This window comes from Psychrobacter pacificensis, assembly GCF_018336615.1.
Classification (GTDB): Bacteria; Pseudomonadota; Gammaproteobacteria; order Pseudomonadales; family Moraxellaceae; genus Psychrobacter; species Psychrobacter pacificensis.
In genome coordinates this window covers 2,059,689-2,080,855 of sequence record NZ_CP048752.1, presented here as the reverse complement: position 1 = coordinate 2,080,855, position 21,167 = coordinate 2,059,689, and the positions used below count along the sequence as shown (strand labels likewise).

Genomic DNA, 21,167 nt, shown 5'->3' with positions numbered 1-21,167 from the left:
TGGAGATGAATAAAGAGAACTTTGTCACATGTGATTTACTGGACGCCAATCCTGAGTCGCAAGTATGTCTACCAAATATTGAAGGTAAGGTATTTCGTCATTTTGGTGCAAAAGATAAATTCTGCGGTGAAATCGTGACGGTGAAGTGCTTTGAAGACAATAGCCGCGTCAAATCACTATTGAATAGTGATGGCAAAGACAAAGCTGGCGATGGTAAGGTGTTGGTCGTCGATGGTGGCGGCTCTATGCGCTGTGCCTTGCTCGGCGATATGATTGCACAGTCGGCCATCGACAATGGCTGGGCGGGTGTTATCGTATATGGCTGTGTCCGAGATGTTGATGACATGGCAGCGATGGATCTTGGTGTGATGGCACTTGGTTGCATCCCGCGCAAATCAACTCGCCGTGATGAAGGTCAAACGGATATCGAAATCCGCTTTGGTGATTTGATATTGAACTCGGGAATGTTTGTCTATGCTGACAACAATGGCATTATCGCTAGTGATAAACCGTTAATTTGAACTTGGTTTAACCAGTGTGAATGAGAACCTCAGCCTATCAGTTGGGGTTTTTTATGTAATGATAGTTAAAGCTTAATAACCGTTATCAATTCTCGATCATGAATGAGTGAGCTTTTACGTGACAAACCGTTACGGCATAAGTTTTGGTAATTGCTCAAATATTCGTATAATAGCTTTCTGACTCCTTAACTGTGATCCTATTCTTTATGCCTATCACTGCTTTGACTGACGCGTTTGATCCCATTAACCAGCAGTTGTTCCCTATACAAAATGCCGAGCGGCGTTGGCTTGCGCCTGTCCATGGTGCGGTCAGTAGCTTATGGCTGGCAAGCTTGTTTCAAACGCCTATGTGGAATGTTGCCAAGCGCCTAAAGGTCGTGGTGGCACGCGACCAAAATCAGCTCAATCAGATAGAAACTGAGCTGGCATTTTGCGGCGTCGATGCTTACGTATTCCCTGACTGGGAGACACTGACATATGATGAGCTGTCTCCGCACCAAGACATCGTTAGTGAACGCATCAACCTATTGACGGATATGCCGAGATCAGGCGTGCTACTCATCTCAATACAGACATTGATGCAACGCGTCGCACCGCCCAGTTGGTTGATCGGACAGCATTTTGATTTGAGCGTTGGTGATCGTTTTGATATCAATACGCAACGTGGGCTTTTGGCAAAGGCGGGTTATAGAGCGGTTGATAATGTCTTTGAGCCTGGTGAGTTCGCTGTACGTGGCAGCATTATCGATATCTTTGCTATGGGTCAGCCTTTTCCGCTGCGTTTAGACTTATTTGACGATGAAATTGAGACAATTCGTTTTTTTCATCCGCAAACCCAGCGCACGTTGACCGCTGATGACCTCAAAGCGATGTTGACAGGCAATGATACCAGCATGGGCAAAGAGTCACTGTCGCTGCTGCACAAATTGCCAGATATCTCTAAACCTATCGAACAGTTCCAAATATTACCAGCAAAGGAGTTTCCGCTGGATGAAGGGCGAGAGACATTTCGCACGAATTTTGCGGCGATGTTCCCTAATGCCAGTAGCCGCAAGTCTGAGTTGCATAAAGATGTAATGGCAGGTATCGCGAGTAGCGGACTGGAGTATTATCAGCCACTATTTTTTGACTTAAAAGATTGGCAAGAAGAAAGTACATTGTTTTCTTATTTGCCAAGCGATGCGTTGTTTATCACGGATGAGCTGATCCACGAAAAGCAGGCGGACTATTGGTCACAAATCCAGCGCCGCTATGAAGAGCGTCGCCATGATATTGACAAGCCTATCGTCGAACCTGCGCTCTTATACTTATTATCCAACGCTCTTAACGAGCAGCTCAATCAATATCCACGAGTGATATTAAGCGCACGCGATGAGCTGGCTACGACAAATGACGTAGCAGCGCTAGAAGGTAACGACCCATCTCAGCCGCAACTGCCATTAACGCCTACTAAGCAGCAAGGCTTGGTGACATTAAGTGCGCAAGAGCCGCCAGAGCTGGCAGTCAATCATCAGAAATCTGAGCCATTAACTGAATTGCTCGACTTTTTACACGTTCAACAACAAACAGCAACGCCAGTATTAGTTGTGGCAGAGACTGCTGGTCGCCGTGAGATTCTTATTGAGCTGTTTAAGGGTAAGATTGATATCAAAGCATATGATAGCTTTGAAGCATTTTTAGCAGCAGATAAGACGAGCGCTATGAATAATGCTCGACTACCACATGTCGGTCTGACTGTGGCACCGATTGAGCGCGGCGTATACGTGCCTGAACGTTTGGTGTTGATTAGTGAAACGCAGCTGTTTGGTCGTCAAGTCTTACAGACGCGTCGTCGTCGCCAAAGCGGTGTATCAGAGGAGTTCTTGGTTAAGAGCGTCACTGAGATAACAGATGGCAGCCCAGTCGTTCATATCGAGCATGGTATTGGTCGTTATAACGGCCTAATCACGCTAGATGTGGGCGATGGTGAGCAAGAGTTCATTCATTTAAAATATGACGATGATGCCAGTATCTATGTGCCAGTCGCCAATCTACAAATGATCAGTCGCTATAGTGGCGGCGATCCAGCGTTAGCGCCATTACATAAGATCGGCAGTGGCAAATGGGATAGAGCCAAGCAAAAGGCCTTGGAGCAAATTCACGATGTCGCCGCAGAGCTGCTCAATATGCAAGCGCGTCGTGAGGCCAAAGTTGGTATTCATTTTAAAATAGATCCGTCGCAATACGAGCTGTTTGCCAGTCAGTTTGCGTTTGAAGAGACCGCTGACCAAGCCAATGCCATTCATGCGGTTATGGAAGACATGAGACAAAACCAGCCAATGGATCGCCTCATCTGCGGTGATGTTGGCTTTGGTAAAACAGAAGTAGCGATGCGAGCGGCCTTTATTGCCGTCAGTGCTGGCTATCAAGTTGCTGTATTAGTGCCCACCACATTGCTCGCAGGACAGCACGAAGACAATTTCCGCGATCGATTTGCTGATTGGCCAGTGCGTATTGAGAGCCTGTCACGCTTTGGCGGCAAAAAACATCAAGACATGGTCTTGACGGACTTGGCTGATGGCAAAGTCGATATTGTGATCGGTACTCATAAACTATTGCAGCCTGACGTGAAGTTTGCCAATCTTGGGCTAATGATTGTCGATGAGGAGCACCGTTTTGGGGTGCGTCATAAAGAGCGTATCAAGGCGATTCAGACAGATGTAGACAGTATGTCTATGACCGCGACGCCCATCCCTAGAACGCTTAATATGGCGCTCTCAGGCATGCGTGATATGTCAATCATTGCCACACCGCCTGCACGCCGGTTGGCTATTAAAACCTTTGTCATGCAAAAGACAGATGCCTTGATGAAAGAAGCTATCTTGCGCGAGCTGTTACGTGGTGGGCAGGTTTATCTGCTCCACAATGATGTGGCTAGTATTGAGCGTATGGCAGAAACTATTCGTGATCTGGTACCTGAAGCGCGAGTAGGGGTCGCCCATGGGCAGATGCAAGAACGCCAGCTTGAGCAAATCATGCAGCAGTTTTATCATAAAAAATTCAACGTGTTGGTGTGCTCTACTATTATTGAGACAGGTATCGACGTACCAAATGCCAATACTATTATCATTGAGCGTGCGGATAAGTTTGGTCTGGCGCAACTGCATCAGCTACGAGGCCGCGTAGGTCGCAGTCATCATCAGGCATATTGTTACCTATTGGTGCCTTCTCTCAAAGGTCTCAAAGGCGATGCCAAGCGTCGTCTACATGCAATTGAACGCGCCAATACACTCGGCGCAGGTTTTATGCTGGCGAGTGAAGATCTAGAGATTCGCGGGGCAGGTGAGATACTGGGTAAGCAGCAAAGCGGTAATATGCAGGCGATTGGCTTTAGCTTATATATGGATATGCTGGAGCGTGCAACTAAGGCGATCAAGGCTGGTAAAGAGCCTGACTTGAATACGCCACTATCGCTGACCAGTGAGATTAACTTGCATAGCTCTGCTCTTATTCCAGAAGACTATCTACATGACGTACATCAGCGCCTATTGTTTTACAAACGTATAAGCAATACAGATGATAAAGAAGCGTTGACGGATATTCGTACCGAAATGATAGACCGTTTCGGTGCATTGCCAGACCAGACCAAGCAGCTATTTGCCATTCATGGGCTGCGCTTGCAAGCAGAACCGCTGAAGATTAACAAAATTGATGCCAATAGTAATAGTATGACGTTGGAGTTTGCACCAGATACCCCTATTGATGCTTTGGCTATTATCAAACTGATCCAGTCAGATGGACAGCACTACCGCATGAATGGGGCATCTGGTATTCGTTATCAACATAGCGAGAAGCTGGCAACGCCTCAACAGCGAGTCTCTGTTATCCAAGATCTTCTACGTTATTTTAGTGAGCATATGGTGACAGAAGCGGCCTAGAGTTGATCAGTGAGAGCCATCATCGGGGTTGCTAAGACAATCCACACAAACGCAATAGTGTATGGCGCTATTTTATCGCAAGGATAACTGATAAAATAACCGGATTGCTTTTTCTTCTATACTTTGTACCTACTTTTATTTGCATTAAACAACAAGAGAACCGTCATTATGTTCCAACTTCATCATAAACTTGCTGCTGATAGTTTCTTAGTGGGTGATTTTCCATTATCTACTTGTCGTTTGATCAATGACTGCCAGTTTCCTTGGCTGATATTAGTACCGCGCGTATCGGGTATCAAAGAGCTGTACGAATTGTCTGAGGCAGACCAAACGCAGTTCTTGCGTGAGTCAAGCTGGTTATCGAGTCAGCTAGCCAAAACCTTCCAAGCAGATAAAATGAATGTGGCCGCGCTTGGTAATCAAGTCCCGCAGCTTCATTTTCATCATATTGTTCGTTATCAAAATGATATACAATGGCCAAATCCAGTATGGGGAGTTCCTGCGGTTCCTTATACCAAAGAAGTCTTGGCACAAATGCAGCAGACGTTAATGATGGCGCTACGTGGTCATCATCAAATGCCTTTTGATTGGCAGATGTAATCCGTTTTTAACTTTGAATTGCTTTACCTCATCTATAAAGCATTATTCATGAAGCATCTTTCATAAACTATTGCGACAGAAAAAAGCCAGATACTCGTCATATCTGGCTTTTTTCTGTAACAATCAAACATTGTCAGTTGTTTATCCAGAAAATTTGTCATCTTGATAAATGATAGATGGTATTTTTTTAGCTACCACTGACCTAGGTTTCATTTAATTTAGAAAGTATAATATATTTTTGTAATTATTTATTTATCATTAAGATAGGTGATTTGCGTGTGTTGTTCTTATATATCTTTATCTCTCTGATAGCTTATCTCATTTAAGTGAAATTCAATATGCCTTTTATAGAGATGTTAAAGCCAAAACTATTGTCAAAAGGTAGTGAAATCTGTCAATTCGACTATCCAGAAGTTTTTGTTTTAATTCTTACTGTCATATTACTCGCCCCGCATTACAATTTTCGTCCTACCTCAATGGCGTTATTGGTTGTCGTTCTACTACCTAGCCTGATGATTCTGATTTATAACTATCGACGCCAAACCAGTCTTTGGACGTCTAATATGGTCGTTATTTTATTTGCGGTCGTTATTGGGTCAATACAGTTTTGTACGGTGATATCGCTCAGTTTGGCAGCCTTAATCGGCGTACGTATGATCGTCAGTGGTGTCGATAACGGTCTAAGATTATTTACTGTAGCATTGGTGACATCTATTGTCTTTTATTATGTCAGTACAATACTAGACAACGAAGGATTGAACTGTAATGAAGGTTGGGTGCCTCCCACCGTATTGCTAGCAAGCATAATGGTTATTTTGTATCAGTTTCGCAGTACGTATCAAGAGTATATTGGTTATAAAGAAAGTGCCTCTAAAGCCGGAGGACGTTTGAGTACCATGGTGTCGGTCATCAATAAGTTGACTCGCTTTGTACCGCCGCAAATTTGGGAACCAATTGTTAGATCTGATAGCCCTGTTAGTGTGTCGAATAAACGTGCCAAGCTGACTATTATGTTTTCAGATATTGTGGGCTTTACCGATCTGTCTGATAGCTTAAGTGCTGACAACGTGGCTGATATTTTGAACACTTATATGCATTGCATGACGTTAATTGCTGACAGACATGGTGCCGTACTTGATAAATTTATTGGTGATGGCATGGTGTGCTTTTTCGGTGAGCCTAATAGCCGTGGCTCACGTCAAGATGCTCTGGATTGCGTGGCAATGGCGATAGATATGCGCCGCGAGATGCGTACATTGCGTCAAAAATGGCGGCTGATGGGGTTTGAGGGGTTATATATACGTATTGGTATCACAACTGGTTATTGCCACGTGGGCAATTTTGGTAGCAACAATCGTCTTAGTTACACACTGATTGGTAAAGAGGCTAATCTGGCGTCAAGACTCGAATCGAATGCTGGCAAAGATGAGATATTGGTCAGTGAAAGCACTTATGATTATGTTTGCCATAACTATGAGTGTCAACATGTTGGAGCACTTCAGCTAAAAGGCTTTGATGACAAGGTAAATGCATGGCAAGTACTTGACCCTGATGCTAATAAAGGTCATTTGTCTAAATGGGTAGATCACACCTTGCCAGGGTTTAACTTGCATCTAAATTTTAAAGACATGAAAGACAATGACTATCAAGATATCAGGAGTCGTCTAAACTTTGCGCTTGAGCGTATCGAACAAGAAGAAGAAAAATTGGCACAGAGCATCGCTGAAGAAAGCAAACGTCATAGTGCTAACAAAAAGTCATGATTTGGGAAGTCATATCGTGAAATATTGAGTATAAAAAAAGCCAGCTATTATATTTTAATAGCTGGCTTTTTTGTAACTTATAAGTAGTTTGTACTGATCATATTAATGATTTTCTTTTGCATGATTCAATGTGTATTTTGGAACCTCGATGGTTAGATCTTCATCATCAAGCATGACCTGACAAGACAGACGTGAGTCAGGCTCTAAGCCCCAAGCACGATCAAGTAGATCAGCTTCTACATCATCCATCTCATCTAGACTATTGAACCCTTTGCGTACGACAACGTGACAAGTAGTACAAGCTTTTGACATCTCACAGGCATGCTCGATTTTGATGCCTTTTTCTAATAACGCTTTGCACAAATTCTGACCAGCTTGTAGCTCAACTTCTGCGCCCTCTGGGCAGATTTCGTGATGGGGTAGTACGGTAACTTTTGGCATAAATTATTTGTCCAATGCTAATCAATCTAAAAAATAAGAGAAAGTAGCTTAGTATCATAACTAAGCTATCATTTTGAGTATGGATTTTACCAATCTTGGGCGCTAGTGCCTGCCATGCTGGTTTGAACGCTTTGGTTCATAATGCGAGCAGCAAAGGCATCACTATGCGGCTTAAGCTGTGCTTGCTGTGCTTCGATAAGTGCCAAGTCATCAGTGCTAAGAGCAGAACGCAGGGCTTGTATGTGCTCCGCTAACGTGTGCTGCTCATCAGAAGAAAGCAGTGCTGCAAACTCGTTCAGCGCAGATTCTAGAGCCAATACTTCACGCTCGGCTTCTACTTTTGTTTCGATTAAAGAGCGTGCGTTTTTATCTTCCTCTGCATGTTTAAATCCGGCAACAAGCAACTGCTCTTTTTGCTCATCAGACAAACCATAAGAAGGCACGATCTCGATCTTGCTTTCTGTCTTGGTCGTGGTTTCTTGTGCACTAACAGTCAGCTGACCATTGGCATCGATACTAAAAGTGACCTCGATACGAGCAAACCCAGCTTTCATTGGCGGAATACCGTACAGCTCAAAGCGGCCAAGCGAGCGACAGTTTTCTACTGTTTCGCGCTCACCTTGTACCACATGAATCACCATGCCTGTTTGACCATCTTGATAGGTGGTAAACACTTGACGTTTTTTGACAGGGATAGGCGTGTTGCGTGGGATGAGTACTTCAACCAAACCACCCATGGTCTCAAGACCTAATGATAATGGCGTTACGTCCAATAACAACAAATTGTTGTTACTATCACCATTCACCAGTTGGTGAGCAGTTTGAGCAGCGCCTAAGGCAACAACCTCATCTGGATTCAGACGGCAAAGAGGCTGCTTGGCAAAAAATTCAGTCACGACTTGTTGTATGGCAGGCATACGCGTTGAGCCGCCTACTAAGATCACTTCGTCTAAATCTGTGGCAGTCAGCTTGGCATCACGCAGGACTTGTTCACATACGCTTAACGTGCGACGACTAACAGGCTCTACGATATTAAGGATGTCTTCACGGCGCAATACACCTTGATAGGTTTGTCCGTTGACAGTGACATTGATATCCAATTGCTCAGCATCAGTCAGCGCTTGCTTGTAAGCTTTAGCTTCTTGTGCGAGTACTGATTTGTTATGCAGGCTTACGTCTTTTGGATCTATATTTAACTGTTTAATAATCCAGTTGGTAATCAGACGATCAATATCATCGCCGCCCAGTGCGCTATTACCGCCAGTTGCCAATACTTCAAAGACACCATCATTCAACTTCAGAATAGATACATCAAAAGTACCGCCGCCCAAATCATAAATAAGATAGTAATTTTCTTTATTGTTGTCTTCTGATGATTGGTCAAGACCATAAGCGACCGCCGCCGCCGTTGGTTCATTCAATAGACGAAGTACGTTGATACCAGCCGCTTGCGCAGCATCTTTAGTGGCTTGGCGCTGTGCCTCATCAAAATAAGCTGGCACAGTAATGACGGCACCCTCAATGCTGTCTGCAGGCAGTGCGCTCGCTGCACGTTGCTCAAGCGCGGCTAATATACGCGCTGATACTTCGACAGGTGACACTTCACCTTGAGCCGTGACAAATGCTGGCATATCATCTGTACTACCAGACAACTCATAAGGATGCGAGAATTTGATATCTGCTTGACTGCGACCCATAAAACGCTTAGCCGAGACGATCGTATTTTTGGGATCGTCTGCTAAATGCGCTAGGGCATCATAGCCGACCGATGGATTACCTGTCGCTGGATAATAAACCACAGAAGGCAGCAAGGTATCTGATGCTGCGCCTGCTTCTAAGACTTGCGCCTTGCCTGAACGTACTACAGCGACCAGTGAGCGTGTCGTACCAAGGTCAATACCTAGGCCAAAACGATGTTGATGAGGTTGAGCGCTTTGATTGGGTTCGGCAATTTGCATTAAAGACATAAGAATAACTCAGAGATAAAATGAATAAGTGTAATGAGGCAAATATGGCATGTTCAGTATGACTGCTTAACCGCTATCTATTTATTCTCAAAATAGAGGAATTTGGCAGTTAAGCATGCTCAAAATCAGAGATTATACGGTATAGTTGATACTAATTTAACCAAATATTTAGAATCTAGCTTTCAAGTAAGATACATCATGCACAGCTATCTAGACGTATAGGTCATCGTCATCTGAATGTGCAGCAGTGGCGACGTCATCAAGCCCCGTTGTAACATCAGCATTCAATTTGACCAAAAACTTCAATTTCTGTGTCGCATCAATCGCCGTTGGCCAATCTTGCTCTTGGTAAGCAGTCTCAAAACGCTGAGACTGGTTTGCCAAGCGCGATGTAATCTGAGGATGTAGCTGCTGCAAGGCTAAAAGGTCTTTGCCTACAATAGCGTCATCTAAATCCATACGCATTTCCATCGCATCTTCTAAAAAATCCAAGTCTGCGATGGAGTGTTCTAGATTTTGCGCTTGATCAGCCATACCTAGTAGGTAACCAGCACGGCTATCAGGTGCACTCAATGTTTGGTAGGCTTGATTGATGACGGCAGAATACTGCTCTGATTGCTGCTTGGCTTGCTTAGTATCTGCTAGATTCTTTGCAACATTATCAGGATGATAGCGTTTTTGTAGCAGACGTAGATGCTGATCGAGACTGTCTTGATTGACTTCAAATTGTACAGGTTGCTCAAATAGGGCAAAGAAGTTATCAAATTGTGTTTCTGGAATCGTATCTGTCATATCTTACGCCTTGCTTTTTTATTTGTTTTTAAAGTCTTAATCTGGTGCTTCTACCAAATATATTAGTGCATTTATATCTTTTGTATTGATTCATCACAACGGGTGCATCAATCACTGAATAATCAGTTGATTGAACCATTAAACAGTAAAAGACTCACCGCAGCCACATTCACCTTTTTGGTTAGGGTTAGTGAACTTGAAACCTTCGTTTAGACCTTCTTTTTCATAATCCATCAACAGGCCATCTAAATAGACCAAGCTTTTAGGATCAATAAAAATGCTAACGCCGCGGCTTTCATAGCGCGTGTCATTTTCATCAGGTATATCTACAAACTCTAAAACATAAGCAAGGCCTGAGCAACCCGCTGTACGGATACCCACTCGAATACCTTCACCTTTGCCGCGATTGTCCAAAAAGTCTTGAACATGCTGAGCGGCGCGTTCTGTCATTTCAATCATGCCAACTCCCATTGACTATTAATCGTAAATATCAATAAATAAACTATGTAAACTGGCAAGCGAAGTTACGAGTTTGCCAAAATAATATGCTAATAGTTTTTAGAAAATAAAAGGTGACAATTACATAAGTGTCATTGTCACCTTTTTAGCGTTAGTAACCATCTGATGTATTACTACTTTAGCATTGCTAACAAAACACAGCGCAGACGCTAGCAGGTTTGGCTTAGATAGTGGCTTCTTCTGCCGCTGCTGCTACGCCATGCTTACCTTTATAGTCGCTAATAGCGGCTTTAATGGCATCTTCTGCAAGTACAGAGCAATGCACTTTTACTGGTGGTAACGCTAGTTCTTTAGCGATATCGTTATTTTTGATTTCGCCAGCTTGATCCAAGCTTTTGCCTTTTAGCCACTCAGTAACGAGCGAGCTTGAGGCAATTGCTGAACCGCAGCCATAAGTTTTAAAGCGTGCATCTTCGATAATACCGTTATCATCGACTTGGATTTGTAGACGCATTACATCGCCACAGGCTGGGGCACCGACCATACCGGTACCAACGTTTTTGGCGTTTTTGTCAAGATTACCAACGTTGCGTGGGTTTTCGTAATGATCAATAACTTGGTCACTATAGGCCATGGGGTTTTCTCCTAGTTAGATGATGAGTAGTCGTGTATTAACTTTAAATATCTAACTACTCATCGATAATTGGGGTCAAACATTTAGTTAATAAAAACTGGATTTTTAATTGTCTGATCAATCGTTTAATAAATATATTTGAAGCTGTATTACTGTCTGTGCTTGATTTTAGTGCTCAGCCCATTCGACTGAATTCAAATCAACACCTTCTTGGTACATATCCCAAAGTGGCGATAGGGCACGTAGTTTATCAACAGCTTCATGCAGTTGCTTGATAACAGTGTCGATGTCTTCTTCAGTCGTATAACGACCAAAGCTGAAGCGGATTGAGCTATGCGCCAATTCGTCTGGGCGACCGATAGCACGTAGTACATATGATGGCTCAAGCGTCGCTGATGTACAGGCTGACCCTGATGATACCGCTAAGTCTTTTAGCGACATCATCAATGACTCGCCTTCAACAAAGTTAAAGCTGATGTTCACAATGTTTGGTACGCTGTTCTCAAGATCGCCGTTCAGATAGATCTCTTCGATATCTTGTAGACCATCCCAGAGTTTTTGACGCAATTTTGCAACATGGGCATGATCTGTTTCAAAGCTCTCATTGGCTAGAGCAAATGCTGCGCCAAGACCAACGATTTGATGCGTAGGTAATGTACCTGAACGCATACCGCGCTCATGACCACCGCCGTGTTGCTCAGCTTTTAGGCGAATACGTGGCTTACGGCGAACAAACAATGCGCCGATACCTTTAGGACCGTACACTTTATGACCTGAGAAACTCATCAAATCAATCTTCATCTCTTCAAGATTGATTTTTACTTTACCAACAGACTGTGCGCCATCAACATGGAAAACCACACCGGCTTCACGAGTGATTTCACCAATGGCCGCCACATCTGTGATCGTACCAAGCTCATTGTTTACCATCATGAGCGATACCAAAATTGTATCCTCACGTAGGGCTGCTTTTACCTGCTCTGGCAAGATAAGACCTGTGCTTGGTTGCGGCTCGAGATACGTAATTTCAAAACCTTCTTGCTCAAGCTTACGGCACGTATCTAGCACGGCTTTGTGTTCAATTTTGCTGGTGATGATGTGTTTACCACGAGACTGATAAAAGTGAGCTGCGCCTTTAATGGCTAGGTTGTCAGATTCAGTTGCACCAGAAGTAAAGACGATTTCGCGTGGATCAGCGTTGATGACTTCAGCCACTTGTCCGCGAGCAGTTTCTACGGCTTCTTCTGCTTGCCAGCCATAGCCGTGAGAGCGCGAGGCTGGATTACCAAAGATGCCATCTACTGTCAGATATTCGCTCATCTTAGCCGCTACTGATTTTGCAACTGGTGTGGTGGCGGCATAATCTAAGTATATAAGGTTGTTATGTTGGCTCATGCTGGGTTTGCCTCGCTGTTCGATAGGGTAATAGTATTGATGTCTTTTATGGAAATATCTTTTGTAGAGGTGTGCTGACGTTCTGATACTGACTGCACATTTTCCATATCTAATAATTGCGCTAATGTTATATTTTTCAAGTACTGTTCAATATGATTTGATAGTGCACACCACAGGTCATGGGTCAGGCACATTGTACCACCTTGACAGTCGCCGCGTCCTTCACACTGCATCGCATTAACGGATTCATCGACAGCAGATATGATGCTCATCACATCTATCTCGTTCAATGGCTTGGCTAGGTTATAACCACCAGCTGCACCGCGAATACTGGTCACAAGGCCACGTTTGCGTAGCTTGGAGAATAACTGTTCAAGGTAGGAGATAGAAATTGACTGCCGTTTAGCGATATCAGATAGAGATACTGCGCTCTCTTGTTGATTGGTCTGTAATGCCAAGTCTAGTAAAGCAGTAACGGCATATCTGCCTCGAGTAGTTAAACGCATGTGTTATCTCCAAACTTTTAGGTCATTTTTATTTAATAACGATCTTGGAAAGGGATAGATACAGTCAATAATAGATCAATATAAAAGCTGTCAATCATATCCGTTCAAGTTGTGTCTTATCGTTATTAAACAACAGATGGTTAACCCGATGTGTGCAACGATTAAGTCAATTATACTTAATCCTGAGTAATTTGGTCAAGATTAAAGTGTGATTAAATGGTTAATCGAGCTTATCGCTATGATTGATAAAAACAATGGTGGTTAAAAAGGGGGGATAAATGGGAAAACAGGTGGGATGTGATATATAAACGACAGATGTAGGGGCGCTGAATACAAATTATAGTTATATGGTGTGACTCATATACTGTGATCCATATGAATAGTCACTAAGCGTGCAACACCTATGGTAAATGTCACACACTTATCTATGACTGGTAGCACCGTTAAATAAAACCAAATCTAGCACCAATTAATTCATTAAGAGGGCTATGATCGAGACTACCGCGACGACCAATGCCACTACGGTCACAATCATAAAGGTCTTTTGCTTACTCTGTAGCTCTTTAACTGTGGTTTCAAGTTCGCGGTTCTTGATGGTTAATGTGTTGATTTGGGCCTGCTGTTCTTTGATACGCTCTTTATAATGGTCTTTCTTTTCCGCCATTTCAGCATCAGATGGCTTGGTTTTACCTTTACCACCTTTGATTTTTCTGATCAGACCCTGAATCAGGCTACCAAGACCAAGCTGCATGATAAATTGTTTGACCAGCTGTACTTGAACAGATTCACCGCGCATCTGTAATTTTTCGGTCGTCTCTCTATCGTGAGTGGTGATGGCATTAATCACTTGAATGCTATAAGCATTGATAACGACATCAGGTTCGCTACGACCAACAGGCAACTCGGCATCCAAGAGTACACCTTTGGTACTAAAGGTGGCAAAAACCTCAACATGAGGCAAATATAAGCGCAACGCTACGACCGTACCTTGCTTGGCAAGTGGATAAGCGGCTTTACGTAGTTCAGGATCCAAACGTAACAATAGTGTCAGCGCCGACTCGATGAACACCAGAATAATATTAAGAAGAGAGTGAGACAACGTAGAACGCTTCATGTAAATAATCCATTTTTTTTATTTAGCAAATCAAAGTTATGTAATAAACTTAAGTTTATTTTTACCCGAAATTTGCAGTGGTATTTTGCTTATAGTAACGCCTTTATAATAAAAAGTAACGCTAGTTTCTGTCAGTGGTAAAATTATTACAGTACAATCTAGCAGTTGATAAAGACATTAAAATTTATGACTGGTAATGCACAGACACCAACTGACAACTGTTTTAAAGAGTAAACAAATAAGCTGATTCATTGTTTGAATGAGGACAGTTTATCTGTATATAGGTTGCAGATGTTTTGCGTAACATTGGGTGTCAAATAAAACATTGGGTGTCAAATAAGTAGTTGATGGCACAAAAAGATGTAAAATCGCTTGCACTCCTTATGCTGCCTTGATATAAAGACGATAACAAAGCGAAACCTGTTAATACGCCAGTCAGGTAGTTTTTATTGCGTAAGTACCACGAGAGCGTTACAATGCTTGGCGTGAGCGTTTATTACCCCCTTAAACTTGAAGGAAATTTTATGAATAAGTCAGAATTAATTGATAGCATCGCAGACAAAAGTGGTCTAAATAAGACTCAAGCTGGTGATGCTTTGAATGCTGTTATGGAAAGTGTTGGCGAAGCTTTAGAAGCTGGCGATAGCATCTCTTTGGTTGGTTTCGGTACTTTTAGCGTAAAAGACCGCAAAGCACGTACTGGCCGTAACCCTAAGACTGGTGAAGAGCTAAGCATCCCTGCAAGCAAAGTACCAAGCTTCAAAGCTGGTAAAAACCTAAAAGAGCGTTTGAACTAAGCCGCTCTATGGTAGATGGTCGCTTTGGCTAATGTCATAAGCTAAGCACTGAAAAAGCACCTAAATATTAGGTGCTTTTTTTGTCGCTATAGTTTATCTCATACAACGTGAATATTTTGAGTATATACGAAAAATCACGTATCATAGGGCGCGCGATACGCGATAGATGCGTTGTTTAAATAAGGTATTGTCACTGAACCTTGTTTTCCCTAATAAAATGTACACGTTCTTCCTCTTACCATTGCCGGCTTAAATAGCATTGATATTAGCAGGTCGCACTCGACAGCTCCTAACAGTATTACAATGGTTTTTCATCAATATAGGTTAATAAAGCAGAGATAACTATGGATAAATTGCGCGATTTCTTAAAAAGCTGGCCAGGTCGCATTTTATTGATTTTATGCCTATCGCCACTGGCTCTATTGGGTGTCGAAAGCTATTTTGGCGGCGGGGTTGATCCCAACCAAATCGCTCAGGTGGGTGAGGCAAGCGTAGGGTTGTCCGAGTATCAGACTGCCGTCAATAACCGTCGTAGCGAAATACTAGAGCAAGTTGATGATGCCAGTTTATTGAATGAAGATGTACTGCACGAGCAGGTACTAAAAGGTCTGATTGATCGTACATTACTAGAGCAGCAAGCAGGTAAGCTTGGTATGACAGTCTCTGATGACACGATCAATCGTTTGCTGCGTGAAGAAGAAATATTCAAAGATGCTGATGGAAACTTTTCTAACGATCAGTTTGCAAACTTTTTGCGTCAGCGTGGCATGACCAAAAATCAGCTGTTTGCAGAGTTTCGCAATCAGTTAAGCTTGGATCAGTTGAATGCGAGCATCGTTGGTACAGCCATCTATCCAATGCAGGCAGTTAGCCAATTGATCGACTTGCAACTAGAATCACGCAACGTCTGGGTACATCGTTTTGATTGGCAGGACTATGCTGATCAGGTCAAACTGAGCAAAAATGATATTCAAGCATATTATGATGCCAATAAAGACACCCTAAAAAGCGCGGCAATGGTCAACTTGGCTTATATTCAGCTTAGCCCGCAGACCATCAAAGTCGATGATGTGACAACAGAAGAGTTGCAGCAGCAGTACGAAGCGTATAAGCAAAGTCTGGCTGCTGATGATGAGCGTAGAGTGAGTCAAATACTGTTAACAGGTGATGATGCTAAGGCAAGAGCAGATAAAGTTAAAGCTCGCTTGGCTAAAGGCGAGTCTTTTGCTGCTGTGGCCAAAGCAGAATCGGATGATCCTTCAGGAGAAACGGGTGGTGACATTGGTCGCTTTAATCCGTCAGTATTTGGTGGTGACGCCGATGCTGTTGAAAAAGCACTAGAAGGCTTGAGCGTTGGAGATGTGACAGCCCCTATCAAGACCAGCTTTGGCTATCAGATATTCACAGTCACCGAAGATAATGGCAAAAAGATTCCAAGTCTCGATAGTATGCGTGCTGAGCTGACGGCTAAGGCAAAAGAGTACAAGCGTCAAGAAATCTACGCGGATAAAGTAACCTCGATTAATGATTTGGCAGCAGATGGCTTTAGTATCGAAGATATTGCGCAACAAGAGAATGTCACGCTAAAACGTATCAAAGATTATCGTAAAGAAAATAACAAATCAGTATTATCGCAACCAGCAGTGATCAAACAGGCCTTTGACGAATTTACGATTCAAGATCAGGCCGTGACGGCAGGTATAGAAGTTGGTAACGGTACGGTATGGGTACAACCAAGCAACTATCGTCCTACGACCACACTGAGCTTATCTAGTGCAACGCCAAGAATCACTCAGATATTGCGTCAGCAAAAAGCCACAGCCTTGGCGCTAAAAGAAGCGAAATCTGTCGCTGCTGGTATCAAAACGCCAGCTGATATTGCTAAGCAGTCAGTAAGTTTGCAATCTTTGGGTGAGATCAATCGTCAGACGACGTTACTCACGGATAAAGAGCGTGGATTGGCCTTTAGCAAGCAAGCTGCCAATGATGGCGTAGTCGCGCTCGCTAGTGAGACTGAAGCAGGTGCAACGCTATTGGTTGGTGATCGCATCAAGACTGAGCAGCAGTCACCACTATCTGATATGCAAAGAGCGCAAACGGCCAGCATCATTCGTGACAATTTAGGTCAAGATCAGCTGCAAGACTACTTAGATTATCTACGTATGGTCTATCAAGTTGAGATTAACGAAGCTAACATGGCAAATGCACAAGGGCGCTAAGCGTTCGCTGTATGGTTACTCTTAATTATTAAACGCAAAAAAGCCACTGTGGCGATACAGTGGCTTTTTTTATTGGGTAATACTTTAACTGTAGTGACCACGAATACGATAGAAGCTGAAAATTAGTTGCAGTAACAAATACAATTGCTGCGACTAGGGCGTGTTGAACATTCGCAAATAGGCACTGCTGATCGCTAAAATTGTTCCAGACAAGGCACAAAGCGACGATAATGCAGATGCCTTAGCGAGATCTGTAACGCAGTATGGGGCAATTTTAGCATCAGCCCCAACGATAAAAGCAGGGGACAGGACTCTTTTTTGCCGCTTCATCGTTAAAAATAAGCGCTTAGAATGACTAAACTTATTATTTTTAACATCGAATCGCCTAAAAAATAGTCGCTGTCAGTGCCATGGTCGAATGTTCAACACGCCCTAATACCAGTCTTAAACTAATAGATGATTGTTTAGTGGCGGAAATGACGCATGCCAGTGAATACCATCGCAATACCGTGCTCATTAGCGGCTGCAATGGTCTCATCATCACGCATAGAGCCACCTGGCTGGATAATAGCTGAGATACCTACTTCAGCAGCATTATCGATGCCATCACGGAATGGGAAGAAGGCATCTGAGGCCATAACGGCACCTTCAGTGGCCAGTCCAGCATGCTCTGCTTTGATAGCAGCGATACGGGCTGAGTTAACGCGGCTCATTTGACCTGCACCAACACCGATAGTACGTTGACCTTTCGCATAAACAATGGCATTCGATTTGACGTATTTTGCCACGTTCCAGCTGAACAACAGATCTGCCACTTGCGCTTCAGTTGGTTGAACGTCCGTCACGATTTTTAGATCGTTTGCCGTAATCAAACCAAGGTCTTGCTCTTGTACGAGTAGGCCGCCATTGACGCGTTTGTAATCAAGCTGACTATCACGCTGATCTGGTGCTGGTAGTTCACCACATACTAATACGCGTACGTTTTTCTTAGTAGCAGTCGCTTCAAGTACACCGTCTTCAATGCTGGGTGCAATGATGACTTCTACAAATTGATTATCGATAATGGCTTTTGCAGCAGCAAGCGTCAGTGGACGGTTGAAGGCGATAATGCCGCCAAAAGATGACTCAGGATCGGTGCTAAAAGCAGTGCGATAAGCAGCTACTTGCTCATTATCTACCGCGACACCGCAAGGATTGGCGTGCTTAACGATAACGCAAGCTGGTGCACTAAAGGCTTTAACACACTCAAGGGCTGCGTCAGTATCAGCAATATTATTGTATGATAGGGCCTTACCTTGCAGTTGCTTAGCCGTTGCAATAGAAGCTTGCTGGCTTTTTAAAGGATGATTTTCAGTGTAGAAAGCAGCGTTTTGATGTGGGTTTTCGCCATAGCGCAGATCTTGCGCTTTTTCTAGTTGTACATTAAATGTGCGTGGGAAGTTTTCTGGTTCCTGCGTCTCATTGACACGGCTGCCTAAGAAGTTGGCAATCATACCATCGTACTGCGCAGTATGCTCAAAGGCTTTAACTGCTAAATCATAGCGTAGAGCCGTTGTCAATTCAGTGCCACCATTTAAAGCAGTCAGTACGCGATCATAATCAGCAGGATCGGTCACGATGCCTACATGGGCATGATTTTTTGCTGCTGATCGTACCATGGTAGGGCCACCAATATCGATATTTTCGATAGCATCGTTCATCGTCACGTCAGCACGTGCGATCGTTTCAGCAAATGGATATAAATTCACAACAACCAAGTCAATACGCTCGATTGCGTGCTCATTCATCACAGCATCGTCCGTACCACGACGTCCCAAGATACCACCATGAATTTTAGGATGCAGGGTCTTAACACGGCCATCCATCATTTCAGGAAAGCCCGTATAGTCAGACACTTCCGTCACAGCGACATTATTTTCTGTAAGTAATCGATAGGTACCGCCAGTAGAGAGTAAGCCAAAACCTGCTTTAATAAGGCCTTGAGCAAACTCAACGATATTGGATTTATCAGAGACCGAGAGTAGGGCAAGTGGGGTTGTACTCATAAAAAATCTTCCATAAAAAAAGCCTGACGTAAACGTCTGGCAAGGTGATGATGGCAACAACGGTAGACTATATCGCGATAGATAAAGCCATGCACATTGAATTGCCATGCATGATGATTAGTAATAATGGGTGAGCACATATAACAGTGCTACATTAAGTCGTAAGTTTTGAGTTTTTTGCGTAAAGTGCCACGATTGAGGCCTAAGATTTGTGCACACTTAGTTTGATTGCCGCGAGTTTTTTCTAGAACCACTGACAATAGAGGCTCTTCGACTTGCTTTAAGATAAGCTCGTACAAGTCGGTAGGCATCTCATCACCTAGCATAGCGAAATACTGGCGAACGACGCGCTCAACATGTACACGCAAAGGCTGCTGTGCGCTACTCGCAGTACTTTCTAACGGGAACTCAACATCGTGAGCGACATGGTGATGATCTTCTTTATTATAGTCGGCAGGATGCTCAGAGCTCTTAGCAAAATGATGGGCATGATGCTGTGCATGAGGTGCCATAAGATAATATCCTTGAAATGAAAAAAGAGTCAAACCATAAGATGTCAGAATAATAGTATATCAAATTAATATCGTTTAGCGCTGACAGATTGACGGCTATCTTAAAGTCAGCGATATGTCAGGCTCATTCTATTGCTAAAAATAGCATTCAATAAAGTGGTGTCATCGTAATTTCGCGAATTTGTGCATTGTCAACAGGTATGGTAAATAGTAGTTGTCTGTTATTACTAGCAGCTAGCTGGCTTGGCTTACCCAATAAATAGTCGTTAGGCGCTGCTATAAACTCTCCAATGAGGTTGTCTGTCCCATAAACACTGACTTTTATATTTGGATAGAGCTGTGCTTTTGTGCTTTGGTTGTTCAATATCGCGCTGATATCGCTAAATGTACCTGTGGTTTTAATTTGACTTGGTCGATCACTTGGATTGGTAATAGTCAAAGCTGTCAGATCAGCGCTTGGTAAGCTACATGCCGCAATAGAGCATACCGTTTGGAGGCGCTGCGCATTGGCAGGGTTTTTGACTAACGTCTCTAGGTTAAACATAACATACTGCGCGGCAAGCAATAGTGCTAATACTAAGCATCCCAGTATCCAGAGAATAGAAGCAATTGAATGTGTTGTGGCTGTTGGCGCAAACTGTGCTTGTGCCTTGTTTGCACGTTCTGTAACAGAATTTTCTTCGTCCCTAAGAGGTACACCCATATCTATCAGTAGTTGTGATAAATCTGTGCTATCTACTGATTTGGCTTCGCGTTTATTCTGTTCCTCAAGAAGTGCTTCTAGCCATGAGTCATCAGCTGTGTCGTTGATGCTCGCATGAATGTCATTGGCAGCAGTTGAGCTCAGTACTTCTTGAGTCATTGAGGAATGTTCTGTTGTAGTATGCTCGGTAGGGGATGCTACAAATTGCTCTTGGCTTTTATTATTGGTTTTAGAAAGTGTGTTTGTCGCGTTGTCAGTCGCCGTCGCAGCATTGGTATCGCTCACTTGCGTCAACCAAGCATCCATGCTGTCTAGTGAGTCGTATTCTACAATGCTGTCTTCTGGCTCATCGATATCCATATCATCATAGATTAAGTCATCATGAATCAATATATCAGCTGAACGTTTTTTATGGAGTGAGGACTTTGCAGTATTTGATATATTAGATGCTTGATTACGACTATTGGTGGAGCTTTCAGGTCGATTACTCAGCTTGGATTGAGTCTCGTGATGTGCTGTAGCAGTATGTTGAGAGGAGGAGCTGTTGGAGGTATCAGGGGTTACGATAAGGTGTTGATTGACCGAAAAACTTTTTTGGCACTGAGTACAGTTAATAGTAGCATTGGCTTTATTTAGTTGATTCTGTTGCACTTTAAAGCAAGCTTGGCAATGAGGGCACTGGGTTTTCATTGGGGTGGTCATAGGGTCGAATCCAAAAAAGTATGGTTATCTATACCGCTTAGCCACTCACCAACAGCTACCATGCTTTTTGAAATTCTATA

17 protein-coding genes are annotated in these 21,167 nt (G+C 43.3%); 6 read left to right on the top strand and 11 right to left on the bottom strand.

Annotation, left to right across the window (positions count from 1 at the left end; all coding sequences use genetic code 11):
• Positions 1-5 precede the first annotated feature (5 nt).
• The 4 genes from rraA (at position 6) to GYK50_RS08730 (ending at position 6,801) form a co-directional block, all read left to right on the top strand.
• Positions 6-521: a ribonuclease E activity regulator RraA gene (gene rraA, locus GYK50_RS08745; protein WP_212564534.1), complete on the top strand. Its 516-nt coding sequence runs from the start codon at positions 6-8 to the stop codon at positions 519-521.
• Positions 522-727: 206 nt separating this feature from the next.
• Entirely contained in the window at positions 728-4,438 is a 3,711-nt protein-coding gene (gene mfd / locus GYK50_RS08740; RefSeq protein ID WP_212563704.1) for a transcription-repair coupling factor, read from the top strand.
• Between the two features lie 168 nt (positions 4,439-4,606).
• Positions 4,607-5,038 carry an HIT domain-containing protein gene (locus GYK50_RS08735; protein ID WP_212563703.1) on the top strand — a complete coding sequence of 144 codons (432 nt, stop codon included), beginning with the start codon at positions 4,607-4,609 and terminating at the stop codon, positions 5,036-5,038.
• Between the two features lie 338 nt (positions 5,039-5,376).
• On the top strand, positions 5,377-6,801 hold the full coding sequence (locus GYK50_RS08730; RefSeq protein WP_212563702.1) for an adenylate/guanylate cyclase domain-containing protein: 1,425 nt from the start codon (positions 5,377-5,379) through the stop codon (positions 6,799-6,801).
• A gap of 102 nt (positions 6,802-6,903) precedes the next feature.
• On the opposite strand, the gene fdx is transcribed toward GYK50_RS08730, so the two are convergent.
• The 8 genes from fdx to GYK50_RS08690 all read right to left on the bottom strand — a co-directional run bounded on the left by fdx (position 6,904) and on the right by GYK50_RS08690 (position 14,109).
• Complete coding sequence (gene fdx / locus GYK50_RS08725; protein ID WP_058024187.1) at positions 6,904-7,242, bottom strand: ISC system 2Fe-2S type ferredoxin; 339 nt, start codon at positions 7,240-7,242, stop codon at positions 6,904-6,906.
• A gap of 86 nt (positions 7,243-7,328) precedes the next feature.
• A complete protein-coding gene (hscA, locus tag GYK50_RS08720) occupies positions 7,329-9,209 on the bottom strand; it encodes a Fe-S protein assembly chaperone HscA (protein ID WP_212563701.1) in 1,881 nt (626 codons plus the stop codon).
• A 210-nt stretch (positions 9,210-9,419) separates the two neighbouring features.
• Positions 9,420-10,001, bottom strand: coding sequence for a Fe-S protein assembly co-chaperone HscB (gene hscB, locus GYK50_RS08715; RefSeq protein WP_071003518.1), 582 nt, complete (start codon positions 9,999-10,001; stop codon positions 9,420-9,422).
• A 138-nt stretch (positions 10,002-10,139) separates the two neighbouring features.
• Complete coding sequence (iscA, locus tag GYK50_RS08710; protein WP_071003519.1) at positions 10,140-10,460, bottom strand: iron-sulfur cluster assembly protein IscA; 321 nt, start codon at positions 10,458-10,460, stop codon at positions 10,140-10,142.
• A gap of 223 nt (positions 10,461-10,683) precedes the next feature.
• Positions 10,684-11,094: a Fe-S cluster assembly scaffold IscU gene (gene iscU, locus GYK50_RS08705; protein ID WP_058024183.1), complete on the bottom strand. Its 411-nt coding sequence runs from the start codon at positions 11,092-11,094 to the stop codon at positions 10,684-10,686.
• A 168-nt stretch (positions 11,095-11,262) separates the two neighbouring features.
• Entirely contained in the window at positions 11,263-12,489 is a 1,227-nt protein-coding gene (locus GYK50_RS08700; protein ID WP_212563700.1) for an IscS subfamily cysteine desulfurase, read from the bottom strand.
• Complete coding sequence (locus tag GYK50_RS08695) at positions 12,486-12,995, bottom strand: Rrf2 family transcriptional regulator (protein ID WP_212563699.1); 510 nt, start codon at positions 12,993-12,995, stop codon at positions 12,486-12,488. Before GYK50_RS08695 ends, GYK50_RS08700 begins: the two co-directional genes overlap by 4 nt.
• A gap of 469 nt (positions 12,996-13,464) precedes the next feature.
• Complete coding sequence (locus GYK50_RS08690; RefSeq protein ID WP_071003522.1) at positions 13,465-14,109, bottom strand: hypothetical protein; 645 nt, start codon at positions 14,107-14,109, stop codon at positions 13,465-13,467.
• A 476-nt stretch (positions 14,110-14,585) separates the two neighbouring features.
• Between GYK50_RS08690 and GYK50_RS08685 the strand changes: the two genes are divergently transcribed.
• On the top strand, positions 14,586-14,906 hold the full coding sequence (locus tag GYK50_RS08685) for an HU family DNA-binding protein (protein WP_161808411.1): 321 nt from the start codon (positions 14,586-14,588) through the stop codon (positions 14,904-14,906).
• 344 nt (positions 14,907-15,250) lie between these two features.
• A complete protein-coding gene (locus tag GYK50_RS08680) occupies positions 15,251-17,125 on the top strand; it encodes a SurA N-terminal domain-containing protein (RefSeq protein WP_212563698.1) in 1,875 nt (624 codons plus the stop codon).
• Between the two features lie 464 nt (positions 17,126-17,589).
• Here the strand turns inward: GYK50_RS08680 and purH are convergent, their stop codons facing one another.
• The 3 genes from purH to GYK50_RS08665 form a co-directional block, all read right to left on the bottom strand.
• Positions 17,590-19,170, bottom strand: a complete 1,581-nt coding sequence (gene purH / locus GYK50_RS08675; protein WP_212563697.1) for a bifunctional phosphoribosylaminoimidazolecarboxamide formyltransferase/IMP cyclohydrolase — start codon at positions 19,168-19,170, stop codon at positions 17,590-17,592.
• 149 nt (positions 19,171-19,319) lie between these two features.
• Complete coding sequence (fis, locus tag GYK50_RS08670; RefSeq protein WP_212563696.1) at positions 19,320-19,682, bottom strand: DNA-binding transcriptional regulator Fis; 363 nt, start codon at positions 19,680-19,682, stop codon at positions 19,320-19,322.
• 148 nt (positions 19,683-19,830) lie between these two features.
• Positions 19,831-21,087, bottom strand: a complete 1,257-nt coding sequence (locus GYK50_RS08665) for a DUF3426 domain-containing protein (RefSeq protein WP_212563695.1) — start codon at positions 21,085-21,087, stop codon at positions 19,831-19,833.
• Positions 21,088-21,167 lie beyond the last annotated feature (80 nt).